This is a genomic window from Streptomyces sp. NBC_01384, from assembly GCF_045040035.1.
Classification (GTDB): domain Bacteria; phylum Actinomycetota; class Actinomycetes; order Streptomycetales; family Streptomycetaceae; genus Streptomyces.
The window spans coordinates 938,756-953,636 of the sequence record NZ_CP109559.1 but is presented as its reverse complement, the minus strand read 5'-3'; the positions used below and the strand labels follow the sequence as shown (position 1 = coordinate 953,636).

The following is a 14,881-nucleotide window of genomic DNA, read 5'->3' as shown; positions in this document are numbered from 1 at the left end:
TCCCGTGTCCCCAACTGCCGCTCGCATCAACGCGGTCGACACCTACGACATCCGTTTCCCCACCTCGCGCGAGCTCGACGGCTCCGACGCGATGAACCCGGACCCCGACTACTCGGCGGCGTACGTCGTGCTGCGCAGCGACGCGGCGGACTGTCCCGAGGGGCACGGCTTCACCTTCACCATCGGGCGGGGCAATGACGTCCAGGTCGCCGCGATCGAGGCGCTGCGCGGGCATGTGATCGGACGGTCGGTCGAGGAGCTGTGTGCCGACCCGGGCTCCCTCGCCCGGGACCTGATCGGGGACAGCCAGCTGCGCTGGCTCGGGCCCGAGAAGGGCGTGATGCACATGGCGATCGGCGCCGTCGTCAACGCCGTGTGGGACCTGGCCGCCAAGCGCGCCGAAAAGCCCCTGTGGCAGCTGCTCGCCGACGCCGAACCGGAATGGCTGGTCCGCCAGGTCGACTTCCGTTACCTCACGGACGCCCTCACACCCGAGGAGGCGCTGGGACTGCTCCGCCGCGGCCGGGATGGCGCCGCCGAGCGAGCCGTGACCCTCCGGGAGAGAGGCTTCCCCGCCTACACCACCTCCCCCGGCTGGCTCGGCTACAGCGACGAGAAGCTCACCCGCCTCGCCGCCCAGGCCGTCGCCGACGGGTTCCGGCAGATCAAGCTGAAGGTGGGTGCCGATCTGGCGGACGACGTACGCCGCTGCCGGGTCGCCCGCTCCGTGGTCGGCCCCGGCATCCGTATCGCGATCGACGCCAACCAGCGCTGGAACGTGGACGAGGCGATCACCTGGACCAAGGCCCTCGCCGAGTTCGAGCCCTACTGGATCGAGGAACCCACCAGCCCCGACGACGTCCTCGGCCACGCCGCCGTCCGCAAGGCGGTCGCCCCCGTCAAGGTCGCCACCGGCGAACACGTCCAGAACCGCATCGTCTTCAAACAGCTCCTCCAGGCCGGTGCCCTCGACGTCCTGCAGATCGACGCGGCCCGCGTCGCCGGCGTCAACGAGAACCTCGCCATCCTGCTCCTCGCGGCCAAGTTCGGCGTGCCCGTCTGCCCGCACGCCGGCGGCGTCGGTCTGTGCGAACTCGTCCAGCATCTGTCGATGTTCGACTTCGTGGCGCTCTCCGGGACCACCGACGACCGGGTCATCGAATACGTCGACCATCTGCACGGCCACTTCCTCGACCCGGTGGTGATCAGGCAGGGTCACTACACGGCACCCACCGCGCCGGGCTTCTCCGCGACCATGCGGCCGGAGTCCGTCACGGAGTTCACCTACCCAGGTGGCACCTTCTGGGCCGCCGACCTCGCCCAGCAGAAGTCCGACAACCAGACGAGCGAAAAGCAGAAAGGGGAAGCCGCGTGACCACCGACTTCGAAGGCCTCAAGGCGCTGGTGACCGGGGGCGCCTCCGGCATCGGCCGTGCCACCGCCGAGCTGCTCGCCGCCCGTGGAGCCCAGGTCGCCGTTCTCGACCTGGACCCCTCGACGGTCGAGAAGCCCCTGCTCGGCTATCGTGCCGACGTCACCGACGACGCCTCCGTCCGCCAGGCCGTGGCCGCGGCGGTCGCGGACCTCGGCGGACTCGACGTACTGGTCAACAACGCGGGGATCGGCGCGCAGGGCACCATCGAGGACAACGCCGACGACGAGTGGCACCGGGTCCTGGACGTCAACGTCGTCGGCATGGTCCGTACGGCCCGCGCCGCCCTGCCCCACCTGCGGGAATCCGCACACGCGGCGATCGTGAACACCTGCTCCATCGCCGCCACCGCCGGGCTGCCGCAGCGTGCCCTGTACTCCGCCACGAAGGGAGCCGTCCTCTCCCTCACCCTCGCCATGGCCGCCGACCATCTCCGCGAGGGCATCCGCGTCAACTGCGTGAACCCCGGCACCGCCGACACCCCCTGGGTCGGCCGCCTCCTCGACGCCGCTCCCGACCCGGCCGCCGAACGGGCTGCACTGGAGGCCCGCCAGCCCTCCGGACGCCTCGTGTCGGCCGACGAGGTCGCGGGCGCCATCGCCTACTTGGCGAGCCCGCTGTCCGGCGCCACCACCGGCACCGCCCTCGCCGTGGACGGCGGCATGCAGGGACTGCGACTGCGGCCGGTGGGCCAGTGAGCACCCTCGGAAGGAGCACGCTCGGCGGCAGCGAGGTCGAGGTCAGCGCCCTGTCCTTCGGCGCCGCGGGCATCGGCAACCTGTTCACCGAGGTGAGTGACGAACAGACGTACGGGGCCGTGGACGCCGCCTGGTCCGGCGGCATCCGCTACTACGACACCGCCCCGCACTACGGCATCGGTCTCTCCGAACGCCGTCTCGGCGCGGCCCTGCGCGACCGGCCCCGCGCCGAATACACCCTCTCCACCAAGGTGGGCCGCCTCCTGGAGCCCACGAACGCGGACGCGGGTGGCAACGACCTGGCCGACGGCTTCGCGGTGCCCTGCACACACCGGCGCGTCTGGGACTTCAGCGCCCAGGGGGTGCGACGCAGCCTGGAGGCCAGCCTGGAGCGGCTCGGGCTCGACCGCGTGGACGTCGTCTACCTCCACGACCCGGACGACCACGCCGAGCAGGCCTTCCATGAGGGCTACCCGGCGCTGGAGAAGCTGCGCTCCGAAGGCGTGGTGGGCGCGATCGGCGCGGGCATGAACCAGGCCGAGATGCTCACCCGCTTCGTCCGCGAGACGGACGTGGACGTGGTGCTGTGTGCGGGCCGCTACACCCTGCTCGACCACGCCGCGCTGAGCGAACTGCTCCCCGCCGCCGAGGAACGCGGCACGTCGGTCGTCATCGGTGGCGCCTTCAACTCCGGGCTGCTGGCGGACCCGAGGCCGGGGGCGACGTACAACTACGTCACGGCGCCGCGGGAGTTGCTGGATCGCGCCCTGCGGCTCAAAGAGATCGCCGAACGGCACGGCACCACCCTCCGGGCCGCCGCGCTGGCCTTTCCCGCCGCCCACCCGGCCGTGGCGAGCGTCCTGGTCGGCGCCCGCTCGAAGGACGAAGTCCGCGACGCTGTCCAGCAGTTCGCGACGCCGGTCCCCGCCGACTTCTGGCAGGAACTGCGGGACGCGAAGCTGCTGCCCGAGGACGCTCCCGTACCCGTCGCTCGCCAGGACCCGTCATGAGAGTCGCCCTGCACACGAAGGTCCGCGCGGACCGCATCGCCGCCTACGAGACCGCCCACCGGGAGGTCCCCGAAGAACTCACCGCGGCCATCCGCGCCGCCGGAGCCACCTCCTGGACGATCTGGCGCAGCGGCACCGACCTCTTCCACGTCCTGGAGTGCGAGGACTACGGCCGCTTGCTCGCCGAACTGGAGAAACTGCCGGTCAACATCGCCTGGCAGGCACGCATGACCGAGCTCCTCGACGTCGTGCACGACTACTCCAGCGAGGGCGCGGAGGCGGGGCTGCCCGTCGTATGGGAGCTGTCGTGAGGGTGGACGCGCACCACCATGTGTGGGACCTCTCGGTCCGGGACCAGGACTGGATCACCGGCCCCGAACTCCGGCCACTGCGAAGGAACTTCACGGTGGCGGACCTGGAGCCGGAGGCGCGGGCCGCCGGGGTCGACCGCACGGTCCTCGTGCAGACGATCACCGTGCCCCAGGAGACCCCCGAGTTCCTCGCCCTCGCGCAGGAGAGCGAGCTGATCGCGGGCGTGGTCGGCTGGACCGACCTGACCCGGCCGGACGTCGCCGAGGAGCTGGCGAGGCTGCGCGAGCTGCCGGGCGGCCAATATCTGAAGGGCGTCCGCCATCAGGTGCAGGGCGAGCCCGACCCGGAGTGGCTGCTGCGTACGGACGTACGGGGCGGGCTCACCGCCGTTGCCGAAGCGGGCCTGGTGTACGACCTCGTCGTGCTGCCCCACCAGTTGCCCGCCTGTGTCCAAGCCGCCGCGGACCACCCCGAACTCATCTTCGTCCTCGACCACTTGGGCAAGCCGCCGATCGCCACGGGCGCGCTGGAGCCCTGGGCGACGGCCGTCCGCGCGCTGGCCGCGCTCCCCAACACGGTGGGCAAACTCTCCGGCCTGGTCACCGAGGCGGACCTCGCCAAGTGGAGCGTCGACGAGCTACGCCCGTACGCGGACACCGTCCTGGATGCCTTCGGCCCCGGCCGCCTGATGTTCGGCTCCGACTGGCCGGTGTGCACGCTGGCAGCGACGTACGGCCAAGTGGTCGGCACGATGGAGGAGTTGACCGGCGGGCTCGGCGGTGGCGAGCGCGACGACGTCTTCGGGGGCACCGCCGCCCGCGTCTACCGGCTGTGATCTACCGCCGTTGATCTACCGGTTGTGATTTACCTGCTGTGATCTACCTGCTTTGATCCACCCACTCCAGCCGCATCGGCGGCAGGAACTCCCGTACGTACGTCCGGTGCCAGCACGCGCCCGTCGTCCGCAGCTCATGCCAGGTCGTGTACTGGTAGCGGTAGAGGCGGGCGCGGACGTACCGGGGCGGTGCGTCCGGCGGGAACGGGGAGCGGCGCAGTAGCCGCAGCGTGTCGCGGTCGTTCTCCAGGAGCCGTTCGACCAGGCCGGTGAACCACGACCCGGCGTATGCGGGAGAGAGCGCCGCGAACCACATCAGCCAGTCGAGCCGCAGATGGTACGGCGCGAACTGGCGCGGCCAGTGGCGGAGGTCGCCCGGCTTGCCCTTGAACTCGTACTCCCGCCAGTCCGAGTCCTCGTACGGCAGGGCGTCCGCCGTGCCCTCGACTACCACCTCGTGGCGCACCCGGCTGACGCTGCCGAACGCGCCGTAGGTGTTGACCAGGTGCAGCGGGTCGAAGGAGCGGTTCATGACCTGGCGCCGGGAGATCAGATTGCGGGCGGGGCGATAGCTGAGGGCCACCAGGCCGGTGGCGACCGCGAGGACCACGATCTCGTACCAGAGGGGCGGACCGGGCACCCGGGGTGGCGTGGTGGGGAACTCGATGGCGGAGAGGGCCAGCACGATCGTGGTCCAGTTCAGCCAGGAGAAGTTGCCCGACAGGACCAGCCAGAGCTGGGTGAGGACCATCAGCGAGGCGCCGGCCGTCGCGATCGGCTGCGGGGTGAACAGCAGGACGGGGACGACGAGCTGGGTGAAGTGGTTGGCCGCCACCTCCACCCGGTGGAAGGGCTTCGGGAGGTGGTGGAAGAACCAGCTCAGCGGGCCCGGCATTGGCTGGGTCTCGTGGTGGTAGTACAGGCAGGTCAGCTTCCGCCAGCACGGATCGCCCCGCATTTTGATCAGCCCGGCGCCGAACTCCACGCGGAACAGCACCCAGCGCAGGAGGAAGAGGAGGACGATCGGCGGTGCCACCTCGTCGTTGCCGAGGAACACGGCGAGGAAGCCGACCTCCAGCAGCAGGGACTCCCAGCCGAACGAGTACCAGGTCTGGCCCACGTTGACGATCGACAGATACAGCGCCCAGGGGACGAGCCACAGCAGCATGGCTCCCCAGAGCGGGAGCAGCTGGTCCAGGCCCGCGATCAGCGCGGCGGACACCGCACAGCCCGCCCAGGACCAGGCCGCGAAGAAGCGGTCCGAGTAGTGCAGTTGGAACACGCTCGGCGCGTCGCGGAACTGCACCCGCGCGACGAAACGGGGTACCGGCAGCATTCCGCGCTCCCCGATCAGCGCACGGAACTGCAGCGCCGCGCCCAGGAACGCGACGAGATACACCGCGGCCAGGGCCCGCTGGAAGACCAGCCGGCTCAGCCAGTAGCCGGGGGCGATGAACCACTCCACAGTGAGCCGCTCCTTTCCCTTCCATTGTGACGCTGGGTGACCGCCTCCGCTTGCGTAAGTCAACTGGGCGACGCAGACAATAGTGGACGAAATGCCCGGGATGAACGGGAAAGCGCTGTGCAACGGGAGAATGTGGTGCAACAGAAGACCGTGGTGCGGATACCCACCCCAACCTTCCTCACGGCCTGTGCGCTCTCGGCTGCGCTCCTCGTCGCCGGATGCGGCCAGGGCGGCGACAAGAGCACGGCATCCGGCGCGTCCGGTGGTGAACTCTTCCTCCGGCCGGTCACGGCCGGCGGGCCCGACCCGTTCACCGAGTCCACGGCCGCCTCTCCGCCCGTCACCCGAATGCCGCACACGGCGGCGCCCACGGACCGTGGCTCCGCCCCGCGGGGCGTGCGCTCCTTCTCGGGTGCCACACCCGGCCTCTACGGCGGCACCCGGTTCGCCAGTAGTTGCGACGTCGAGAAGCAGATCGGCTTCCTCACCGCGGACCCGCGCAAGGCGCGTTCCTTCGCGCAGGCCGAGGGCGTCTCCGAGGCGTCCGTCCCGGACTTCCTGCGCGGTCTGACCTCGGTCGTGCTGCGCGCCGACGCACAGGTCACCGACCATGGCTTCCGCGACGGCCGGGCGACCACCTTCCAGTCGGTGCTGCAGGTGGGCACCGCCGTCCTCGTCGACGACCGGGGCGTGCCCCGCGTCCGCTGCGCCGGCGGCAACCCGCTGAACCCGCCGGTCGTCTCCCGAGGGACCCCGGCCACCCAGGGGCCGTCCTGGGCCGGGTTCCGGCCCGGCAACGTTGTCGTCGTGACCCCGGCGCCCACGGTGATCACCCACCTCACGATCATCGACGTCGTCGACCACGCCTGGATCGAACGGCGGATCGGTGACGACGGTCACCGCGACGCCGTCGTACGGCAGCCCGGCACGAGTGCGGGTGCGGGTGCGGGTGCGGAGCGGAGCCCGCGGACGGCTCCGTCGTCCGAGGAGACGACGCCTGACTGCGCGCCGGTCACCGCGACCCCGGGCGTGCCGGACGGGGGCGTGCCGGACAGGGGCACGCCGACCGAGACTCCGGCGGTGGCCGCGGTGTCGGACTGCATCACTCCCGCGCCGACGGGCCCGCCGAGCGCGCCGCCCGAGCCCTTCCTGCCCCCCTTGGGGGAAAGCCCCGCTCCCAGCTCCACGGAGATCGACCGGCGCGCGTCCCAGGAGCCCCCGTCCGCGCTGGACCCCTTGGATGAGGAGATCGGCCCCGACACCGTTCCGGAGATCCCCGACCTGCCCGACGGCGGCGGTCTGATCCCCGACGAGTCGCCCGACGAGGACACCGTCTTCGACGCCCCGGCCGACGTCTTCCACGGCTGAGCGCCCGAGTGTCCCGGAGGGCCCGGAGACGGGCCGACGCTGTTGGCGAATCCGCTGTGGCCGGGTGGTCGGCCACGGGAATGTGACACTCTCCGTGCAAGTGTCACATTCTCCGGGCCATACACCGTGGCCCCGAGGGTCGAAGAATCGGCGCTCCCCAGAAGTCGAATAATCGGGTAAATCCTGACAAGGTGACCCCATGGTTGATCGGGGAGCGAGCGCCCTGTCACTCCCGGACGACTGGCCGGCCCACCCGGATCCGATCCTGGCGCTCAACCGCATGGGGAGCTTCGACTGGGACCTGGACACCGGTCTTATGCAGATGGACACCCAGGCCCACGAAGTCCTCGACGTGCGCCCCGAGGAATACGACGGCTCCCCCGAGTCCCTGTCGCCGCGCGTGCCGCGGACCGAGGCCATCCGCCTCGACACCCTGGTCTCCCAGGCCCTCAAGGACGGCAGCGAGAACTACGGCGCCTACTTCCGCATCCGCTGCCGCGACGGCTCGCTGCGCTGGACACACACCCAGGGCTCCATCCGCCGCGACGAGACGGGCCGGCCGCGACGGATCATCGGCATCGTCCGCGACGCCACCCAGGAGCTCGGCGAGAGCGCGGCGCGCCGCGAACAGGCCGCCGAGGACGAGGCCCGGCGCCGGCAGACGAACGTCGTGCAGATCACCACGGCCGCGCTCGCCCACGCCCGCACCGTCCAAGACGTCATCGACGTCCTCAAGGACTCCCACGGTGTCACCCACCTCGGCGCGACGAGCCTGGTCGTGGGCCTGGTGGAGGCCGGGCGCATCCGGCTGGTCGCCGAGGGCCCCGAGGGCAGCTTCGTGCCCGGAACCATGGTCACGCGCATCGACGAGCAGTACCCGATGAGCGAGGTCGTGCGCACCCTCGCCCCGCGCTTCATCGAGTCGTCGGACGACTTCGCCGAGTCGTATCCGCTGCTGTGGCCGCAGATCACCGACCTGAAGATCACCTCGGCCGCCTATCTGCCACTCATCGTGCAGGCCCGCCCGATCGGCGCGATGGGCCTGCTCTACAACGACCGGCGGGGCTTCTCGTCGGAGGATCGCAACGTCCTCGTCGTGCTCGGCAGCAGCATCGCGCAGAGCCTGCAACGCGCCATGTTCTACGAGCAGGAGAAAGACCTCGCGCAGGGCCTCCAGCAGGCGATGCTGCCGCGCTCCATCCCCAGCGTGCCGGGCGCCGACATCGCCGTGCGCTACCGTTCCGCCTCCTTCGGCCGGGACATCGGCGGCGACTGGTACGACCTGATCCCGCTGCCCGGCGGCCGCGTCGGCGCCGTCATCGGCGATGTCCAGGGCCATGACACGCACGCCGCCGCCGTCATGGGCCAGCTGCGCATCGTGCTGCGCGCCTACGCCGCCGAGGGCCACACCCCCGCCACCGTGATGGCCCGCGCCTCGGTCTTCCTGCACGAACTCGACACCGAGCGCTTCGCGACCTGCCTGTACGCGGAGGCCGATCTGTCCACCGGGGTGGTCCAGCTGGTGCGGGCGGGCCACATCGACCCGCTGATCCGGCAAGTCGACGGCAGCTGCTGTCGACTTGCCGTCGACGGGGGCCTGCCGCTCGGTCTGTCCGCGTTGTTCGGGCGCCTCGAATACCCGGTCGACACCTTCGAGCTGGACCCGGGCCAGACCCTGATGCTGTGCACCGACGGCCTGGTCGAGCAGCCCGGCTTCGACCTCGACGAAGGCATGCACACCCTCATGGAACTGATCGGCTCGGGCCCGGACGACGTGCGTGACCTCGCCGACCGTCTCATCGACGTGGCCGAGGAACGCGGCGGCGGCGACGACGTCGCCCTGCTGCTCCTGCGCCGTCGCGGCCTCGGCCCCCAGCAGTCTGGCGGGCGTCTCCAGCAGCATGTCGCGCCCGGCGAACCCGAGGCGCTCACCGAGGCCCGGCACATGATCCGGGCCGCGGTCCGTGCCTGGGGTACCGGTGAGCGCACCGACGACATCGAACTGGTCGCCGGCGAGCTGATCACCAACGCCCTGATACACACCGAGGGCGCCGCGATCGTCACCCTGCGGGTGCTCAGCGGTCCCGACCGCAGGCTGCGGGTCGAGGTCGAGGACTCCTCCAGCGCCCTGCCGCGCCGCCGCGAGGCGGGAGAGTCCGGCGTCTCGGGCCGCGGTCTCCTGCTGGTCGACCGGCTCGTCGACGTCTGGGGCGTGGAGGCGCGCGGCGGCGGCAAGTGTGTGTGGTGCGAGTTTCTCGTCCCGGGACGGGGCTGACGGGCGACTTCCAGAGGGCGAGCGGGTTCGGATGGTGTTGTCGGTGCCGGGTGGCACTCTGGACCCATGCCGGAACTGCCAGAGGTCGAAGCGCTCAAGGACTTCCTGGCCGACCATCTCGTCGGCCGCGAGGTCGTGCGCGTGCTGCCCGTCGCCATCAGCGTCCTGAAGACGTACGACCCGCCCGTCACCGCTTTCGAGGGCCGCGAGGTCACCGCCGTGCACCGGCACGGCAAGTTCCTCGACATCGAGGCCGACGGCCTGCACTTCGTGACACACCTGGCCCGCGCGGGCTGGCTGCACTGGAAGGACACCCTGCCCGACGGCCCGCCCCGCCCCGGCAAGGGTCCGCTCGCGCTGCGCGTCGCCCTGGAGACCGGCGAGGGCTTCGACCTCACCGAGGCCGGCACGCAGAAGAGACTCGCGGTGTACGTGGTCCGGGACCCGGCGGAGATCCCCGGCGTGGCCCGTCTCGGCCCCGACCCCCTCGCCGCCGACTTCGACGCGGCACGGTTCGCGCGGCTGCTCGAGGGCGAGCGGCGTCAACTCAAGGGCGCGCTGCGGGACCAGAGCCTGATCGCCGGTGTGGGGAACGCGTACAGCGACGAGATCCTGCACGCCGCCAAGATGTCCCCCTTCAAGCTCGCCGCCTCGCTGACCCCCGAGGAGACGAGCCGCCTGTACGAGGCGCTGCGCACCACGCTCGCGGAGGCGGTGGAGCGCTCCCACGGGCTGGTCGCCGGTCGTCTCAAGGCGGAGAAGAAGAGCGGGCTGCGGGTGCACGGCAGGACGGGTGAGCCGTGTCCGGTGTGCGGCGACACCATCCGTGAGGTCTCCTTCAGCGATTCCTCGCTGCAGTACTGCCCGACCTGCCAGACGGGAGGGAAGCCACTCGCGGACCGCCGGATGTCCCGGCTGCTCAAGTAACCGTGGATCAGGGTGACTTGATCGTCACCAGGTGCTTGCCGTCCGTCGTGCGTACCTCGAACCGGCTGATCTCCCCGGACTTGAGCGCGGCCCCGCCCTGCAGGGTGGTGGCCTCGCCGTTGTGCGCGGGCACCATCCAGCTCGTCACCGTCTGCTCCGAACCGTCCTTGCCGACGGCGACGAGCTGACAGGGGCGCGGCCCCCCGGCGTCCTTGACCCTGACATTGACCTGGCTGCCCCAGACCCGGTCCTCGGTCGTGACCTGGGCCCACACCCCGGTCTGCGCGTCCGTCGCGGCGAACGGCTTCGGCTGGGAACCGGAACCGTTCGACGTGACCATCGCGATCGCGGGCCCGCCCGCCGCGAGCACCACGGCGGCGGCCACCGCGTACAGCCAGCGCCTGCGCCCGGCCCGGTGCCGCGTCGCCACCTCACCGAGCAGCTTGTCCATCAGTCGCGGCCCGGGGGCGGCGAAGGGATGCACGAAGCGCGGGGTGGACCGCCGGTACAGCATCAACTGCCGTGCGGCGGGTCGGAACTCACTCACGTGCGCCGCGCACTGAGGGCACTCCATGAGGTGATCCTCGAAGCGGAAAGCCTCCGCCTCGTCCAGCACGCCGAGCGCGTAGGCGCCGACGTCGTGATGCCGTTCCAGGGACCTCATACCGAATACCGAATCCTTGTGGCGTTGGTGCGGGGTGGGAGTGGTGTTGCTGTTGCCCACCGGTACGTACCAGACCGTCGAATCACTCAAGACTCGTCCGGAATCGCGACGAAGACATTCGGAGCGAGCGCGCCCGCGGATTGGTGCGAGCTCAAAAAAAGTTGTGCGGAAAACTTGTTTGGAGGAGTGACGGGCGAAACGACCGGCCGAACGGCCTGCGGAATGATCGGCCGAGCGGTCGGCCGAGCGGTCGGCGGAGCGGTCGTTCGTGACGCTCGTTCGTGGCGGTCAGAAAAGATGGATCGCCAGGTGCCCCAGGGGCAGCCCCAGCCGCCACGCCGGTGTCCACACCTTCGGACCGTCGTCCTCGCCCGGAACCGGGCCGCCACCGGGCACGGCGTCCAGATCGGGGGCGAGCAGTTCGGTCTCCTCCAGCCAGCGCCAGGCCGCAGTGGCCAGTTCCAGGTCCGGGGCGGGACCGCCGGACTCGACCGCCTCGGCCGCCCGTCGCGCCATGTGCTCGCGCACCCAGTCCTGCCACGGCTGGTCGTACGCCGTCAGCGAGAGCCAGGTCTCCAACTGCGTAACGACCCGGATCCCCGAGAGCTCACCGTCGGTGTCGGAGAGGAAGATGGTCAGCGCCAGGGCGTCGCGCCCGGCCCGGAACTCGAAGGACGTGGGCGGCATCAGGTCGCCGGTCCGCAGCAGCTCGTCGGCGATGTACTCGGCGTACAACCACGCCATGGGGACGGTGAGTTCCCCACCGCCGGTGCCGTCCGTGCTCTCTTGACCTCTGTGCAGCATCCCTTCCCGCCTTCCTCCGGTTTGCGTGCGCGTCGCCCGCCCCCGGGCCTCGGGGCGTGTCCTGCGGACACCCTCCGATCCGGAACACGGATGAGGACAGCTGATTGCTCAACCATGGTCCTCAGCAAGGCGCTTTACGGAGGTTTGACTCGGCCTTCGGTTTCACCGCAGGTCGGCCGCGTACCCCGGAAGAACCCGGCGCAGGGCGCGCAGCGCGTAGTACGCGCGAGACTTCACCGTACCGGGCGGAATTCCGAGCGCCGCGGCGGCCTCCGCCACACTCGCCCCCTGGAAGTACACCTGCACCAGGACTTCACGGTGCTCCGGAGTGAGTGTCTTCACAGCCTCTCGCACATCGAGCGTCGCCGCCGACCTTTCGGCGTGATCCGCACAGATCCGCGCACTTTCCAGCACCGCGTCCCCGACCTCCGAGGGACGCGCCTGCCGGGCCCGCCGCGCGTCGATCGCGAGCCGCCGTCCCACGGTGAGCAGCCAGGGGCGTACGGAGTCGAAGGCGTCGGCGCGCAGCGCCTCGGGGTGCTGCCAGGCGCGCACGAACGTCTCCTGGAGCAGATCCTCGGCGCGCTGCCGGTCACCGTCGGAGAGTCGCAGAAGCAGGGCGAAGAGGGGTCGGCCGTGCTCGCGCTGCAGCGCGGCCAGCTCGTGCTCGGCGGTCGTCTTGGTGGTGGTTCCGGCCGTCATGGCCTGTATGTCAGCGCGGTGCGTCCCGCCCGGACAGGTCATGAACACGGTTGTGCGGTGGGCGGTCGAAGCCGTCGGTGAGCGGTGCGCCGAACGGTTCGGCGGGCCTCGCCGTCGCCCTGACGGGCTCGTCCGTGAGCGCCGGACGGGCTACCGGTGTGCGTGGGTCCTTGACTCCGACCCGCCTTGTTATGTGGATTCGTCTCACTTCGTATTCAAATACGACCGCATCTGTGACCGCATCTACGACTACATCGAGGCTTGGCATGATCACACGTAGCCAACAGGCCGCCTGGGCCCTCGCGGCCGTACTCGTCGTGGGCGCCGCGAGCTGCCGGGCCGACCCGGAGCCGCCCGCCCGGAGCGCCGGGCACCCTGCCGCGCCCGCCGCCCCGCGCGGCTTCACCCTGGTCGCCTCCGGCGACGTGCTGCCGCACGCCTCGATCATGGACCGGGCGAACTCCGACGCGGGTGGCGCCGGGTACGACTTCCGGCCGATGTTCGAAGGGGTGAAGTCCCTGGTCTCCGGTGCCGACCTGGCGATCTGCCACCTGGAGACCGTGTACGGCGCCGACGACTACAGCGGCTACCCGGCCTTCGAGTCCACGCCGCAGATGGCCGGGGGGCTCGCCGCGACCGGGTACGACGCCTGCTCCACCGCCTCGAACCACGCGCTGGACGACGGCGCCGCCGGTATCCGGCGCACCCTGGACGCGCTCGACCGTGCGGGCGTACGGCACGCGGGATCGGCGCGAACGGAGGAAGAGGCGGCCCTGCCCACCCTCGTGCGCGCGGGCGGCGCCGAGGTCGCCCACCTCGCCTACACGGTCGGGACCAACGGCCTCCCGATGCCCGACGGGCAGCCCTGGGCCGTCAACCTCGCCGACGGCGACCGGATCCTCGCGGATGCCCGCGCCGCCCGGAGGGCGGGCGCCGACGTGGTCGTCGTATCCCTGAACTGGGGCACCGAATGGCAGGACGAGCCCGACGCCCAGCAGCTGACGCTGAGCGCGGAGCTCACCGCCTCCCGCACGGGCGGGCGGCCCGACATCGACCTGATCCTCGGCGCGCACGCGCATGTCCCCCAGGCGTACGAGAAGGTCAACGGCACCTGGGTCGTCTACGGGTTGGGCGACCAGATCGCGGGTGAGATGTTCAACCGCCAAGGCGTCCAGGACTCGCGGGGCAACGAGAGCACCCTCGCCCGCTTCACCTTCGCCCCGCCCGCGCGCAAGGGTGCCCGCTGGGAGGTCACGAGGGCCGAGTTCGTGCCCCAGTTCTTCGACATCGACGCCGGACGGGTCGTCGATCTCGACGCGGCCCTGGCGCAAGGGGCCGACGTCGGCGGCGTACGCGACCGGATCCGGGACGTGGTGCTCAGCCATGGCGCGGCCAGGGACGGACTGGCGATGGCGCAGTAGGGGGTCCGGGGGCCGGTCGGTTCACGCCGACGTCGACCCGACCCTCGTACGGCGGCTGCGGGAGATGGCGACGCGGACGATCTCCAGGCACACTCGCACCGAAAGGCGCATTCGCACCGAAACGGACTGGCGGGTGCCGGTGTCCGACTCCTGGGCGCGGGCGGCCCGGATCGAGGTCCCCCTGCTCGCCGTCATCGGCGGCGTCGACACCGCCGGCCACATCGGCACGGCCGAACGCCTCGCCCGCCCGGTCGCGGGCGGCCGCGCCACGACGGTCGACGGCACCGCCACCGCCCACTACCCCAACAGGGAACGCCCCGACGTCTTCAACGGACTCGTCGAGGAATTTCGTCCGCACGCTCCGGTGAGCCCGGCCGCGGCTCGCTACGGGACGACCGTGACCGGCCAGCGGCCGGCCTTCACCAGCCGGATCGCCACCGACCCGATGAGCCGGTGCCCCGCCTGCTCGGAGGCGCCGACCACCACGGCGTCCGCCTTGAGCTCGTCCGCCGCCGTCACCAGACCGTTGTAGGGATCGCCGCGGAAGGTGTGGAACTCCCAGCGCACCGAGAAGATGTCCTTCATCTTCTCGGTGGCCTCCCGGATCTGCGCGATGAGGTCCTCGGCGATCCGGTCGGTCGTCTCGGCGACCGGCGCCCCGAGGACCGCTCCCGCGGCCATCACCGGCTGGACGTACACGAGGGCGAGCAGCGCGTGCTGCCGCCGGGCCAGCCCGCCGGCGTAGGACGCCGCGCGCAGCGACGAGTCGGAGCCGTCCACTCCGACGACGATGACCTTGGGACCGTCCGTGCCACGCTCGAACCGATGCGAGGGTTGCTGTTCCGCCACACTGCCGAGGGTATCGGAACCCCCAGGTCGGGGAACCGGGCGGGCTCCGCGTGGGTCCGCCCGACGGACCGTACGGTTTCCGCCGGCACCCTCGCTGCCCAGGACGGGCGCTCGACGGG

15 protein-coding genes are annotated in these 14,881 nt (G+C 71.1%); 9 read left to right on the top strand and 6 right to left on the bottom strand.

Features of this window, described 5'->3' with window-relative positions; all coding sequences use genetic code 11:
• Window positions 1-4 precede the first annotated feature (4 nt).
• The 5 genes from OG747_RS04150 to OG747_RS04130 are packed head-to-tail and all read left to right on the top strand — an operon-like array spanning window position 5 to window position 4,287.
• Window positions 5-1,375, top strand: a complete 1,371-nt coding sequence (locus tag OG747_RS04150; protein WP_405877892.1) for an L-fuconate dehydratase — start codon at window positions 5-7, stop codon at window positions 1,373-1,375.
• Window positions 1,372-2,130, top strand: coding sequence for an SDR family NAD(P)-dependent oxidoreductase (locus OG747_RS04145; RefSeq protein ID WP_405877890.1), 759 nt, complete (start codon window positions 1,372-1,374; stop codon window positions 2,128-2,130). The genes OG747_RS04150 and OG747_RS04145 overlap by 4 nt, the downstream gene beginning before the upstream one ends.
• Window positions 2,127-3,140 (top strand): aldo/keto reductase, encoded by a 1,014-nt coding sequence (locus OG747_RS04140; protein WP_405877888.1) that lies wholly within the window; start codon window positions 2,127-2,129, stop codon window positions 3,138-3,140. The genes OG747_RS04145 and OG747_RS04140 overlap by 4 nt, the downstream gene beginning before the upstream one ends.
• Complete coding sequence (locus OG747_RS04135) at window positions 3,137-3,451, top strand: L-rhamnose mutarotase (RefSeq protein WP_405877886.1); 315 nt, start codon at window positions 3,137-3,139, stop codon at window positions 3,449-3,451. Before OG747_RS04140 ends, OG747_RS04135 begins: the two co-directional genes overlap by 4 nt.
• Window positions 3,448-4,287, top strand: coding sequence for an amidohydrolase family protein (locus OG747_RS04130; protein ID WP_405877884.1), 840 nt, complete (start codon window positions 3,448-3,450; stop codon window positions 4,285-4,287). The genes OG747_RS04135 and OG747_RS04130 overlap by 4 nt, the downstream gene beginning before the upstream one ends.
• 43 nt (window positions 4,288-4,330) lie before the next feature.
• Here the strand turns inward: OG747_RS04130 and OG747_RS04125 are convergent, their stop codons facing one another.
• A complete protein-coding gene (locus OG747_RS04125) occupies window positions 4,331-5,752 on the bottom strand; it encodes a lipase maturation factor family protein (protein ID WP_405877882.1) in 1,422 nt (473 codons plus the stop codon).
• Window positions 5,753-5,887: 135 nt separating this feature from the next.
• Between OG747_RS04125 and OG747_RS04120 the strand changes: the two genes are divergently transcribed.
• From OG747_RS04120 to OG747_RS04110, 3 genes are all read left to right on the top strand, one after another.
• The gene (locus OG747_RS04120; RefSeq protein ID WP_405877880.1) at window positions 5,888-7,120 is read left to right on the top strand and encodes a DUF6777 domain-containing protein; all 1,233 of its coding nucleotides are present in this window, start codon (window positions 5,888-5,890) and stop codon (window positions 7,118-7,120) included.
• Between the two features lie 199 nt (window positions 7,121-7,319).
• Entirely contained in the window at window positions 7,320-9,395 is a 2,076-nt protein-coding gene (locus OG747_RS04115) for a SpoIIE family protein phosphatase (RefSeq protein ID WP_405877878.1), read from the top strand.
• Window positions 9,396-9,461: 66 nt separating this feature from the next.
• Window positions 9,462-10,322 (top strand): Fpg/Nei family DNA glycosylase, encoded by an 861-nt coding sequence (locus OG747_RS04110; RefSeq protein ID WP_405877876.1) that lies wholly within the window; start codon window positions 9,462-9,464, stop codon window positions 10,320-10,322.
• Between the two features lie 7 nt (window positions 10,323-10,329).
• Here the strand turns inward: OG747_RS04110 and OG747_RS04105 are convergent, their stop codons facing one another.
• The 3 genes from OG747_RS04105 to OG747_RS04095 all read right to left on the bottom strand — a co-directional run bounded on the left by OG747_RS04105 (window position 10,330) and on the right by OG747_RS04095 (window position 12,492).
• Entirely contained in the window at window positions 10,330-10,986 is a 657-nt protein-coding gene (locus OG747_RS04105) for an anti-sigma factor family protein (RefSeq protein WP_405885443.1), read from the bottom strand.
• 288 nt (window positions 10,987-11,274) lie between these two features.
• A complete protein-coding gene (locus OG747_RS04100) occupies window positions 11,275-11,790 on the bottom strand; it encodes a hypothetical protein (protein ID WP_405877874.1) in 516 nt (171 codons plus the stop codon).
• 162 nt (window positions 11,791-11,952) lie between these two features.
• A complete protein-coding gene (locus OG747_RS04095) occupies window positions 11,953-12,492 on the bottom strand; it encodes a sigma-70 family RNA polymerase sigma factor (RefSeq protein ID WP_405877872.1) in 540 nt (179 codons plus the stop codon).
• 266 nt (window positions 12,493-12,758) lie between these two features.
• Between OG747_RS04095 and OG747_RS04090 the strand changes: the two genes are divergently transcribed.
• Entirely contained in the window at window positions 12,759-13,913 is a 1,155-nt protein-coding gene (locus tag OG747_RS04090; RefSeq protein ID WP_405877870.1) for a CapA family protein, read from the top strand.
• 21 nt (window positions 13,914-13,934) lie between these two features.
• Here OG747_RS04090 and OG747_RS04085 read toward each other — a convergent pair whose 3' ends face one another.
• Window positions 13,935-14,141, bottom strand: a complete 207-nt coding sequence (locus OG747_RS04085; RefSeq protein WP_405877868.1) for a hypothetical protein — start codon at window positions 14,139-14,141, stop codon at window positions 13,935-13,937.
• A 156-nt stretch (window positions 14,142-14,297) separates the two neighbouring features.
• Window positions 14,298-14,762: a universal stress protein gene (locus OG747_RS04080; protein ID WP_405877866.1), complete on the bottom strand. Its 465-nt coding sequence runs from the start codon at window positions 14,760-14,762 to the stop codon at window positions 14,298-14,300.
• Between the last annotated feature and the right edge of the window lie 119 nt (window positions 14,763-14,881).

Coding starts and splice junctions, on each gene's coding strand:
- OG747_RS04115 (WP_405877878.1), top strand. CDS start 7,320: ATGGTTGATCGGGGAGCGAGCGCCCTGTCACTCCCGGACGACTGGCCG.
- OG747_RS04090 (WP_405877870.1), top strand. CDS start 12,759: ATGATCACACGTAGCCAACAGGCCGCCTGGGCCCTCGCGGCCGTACTC.
- OG747_RS04110 (WP_405877876.1), top strand. CDS start 9,462: ATGCCGGAACTGCCAGAGGTCGAAGCGCTCAAGGACTTCCTGGCCGAC.
- OG747_RS04095 (WP_405877872.1), bottom strand. CDS start 12,492: ATGACGGCCGGAACCACCACCAAGACGACCGCCGAGCACGAGCTGGCC.
- OG747_RS04100 (WP_405877874.1), bottom strand. CDS start 11,790: ATGCTGCACAGAGGTCAAGAGAGCACGGACGGCACCGGCGGTGGGGAA.
- OG747_RS04105 (WP_405885443.1), bottom strand. CDS start 10,986: ATGAGGTCCCTGGAACGGCATCACGACGTCGGCGCCTACGCGCTCGGC.
- OG747_RS04135 (WP_405877886.1), top strand. CDS start 3,137: ATGAGAGTCGCCCTGCACACGAAGGTCCGCGCGGACCGCATCGCCGCC.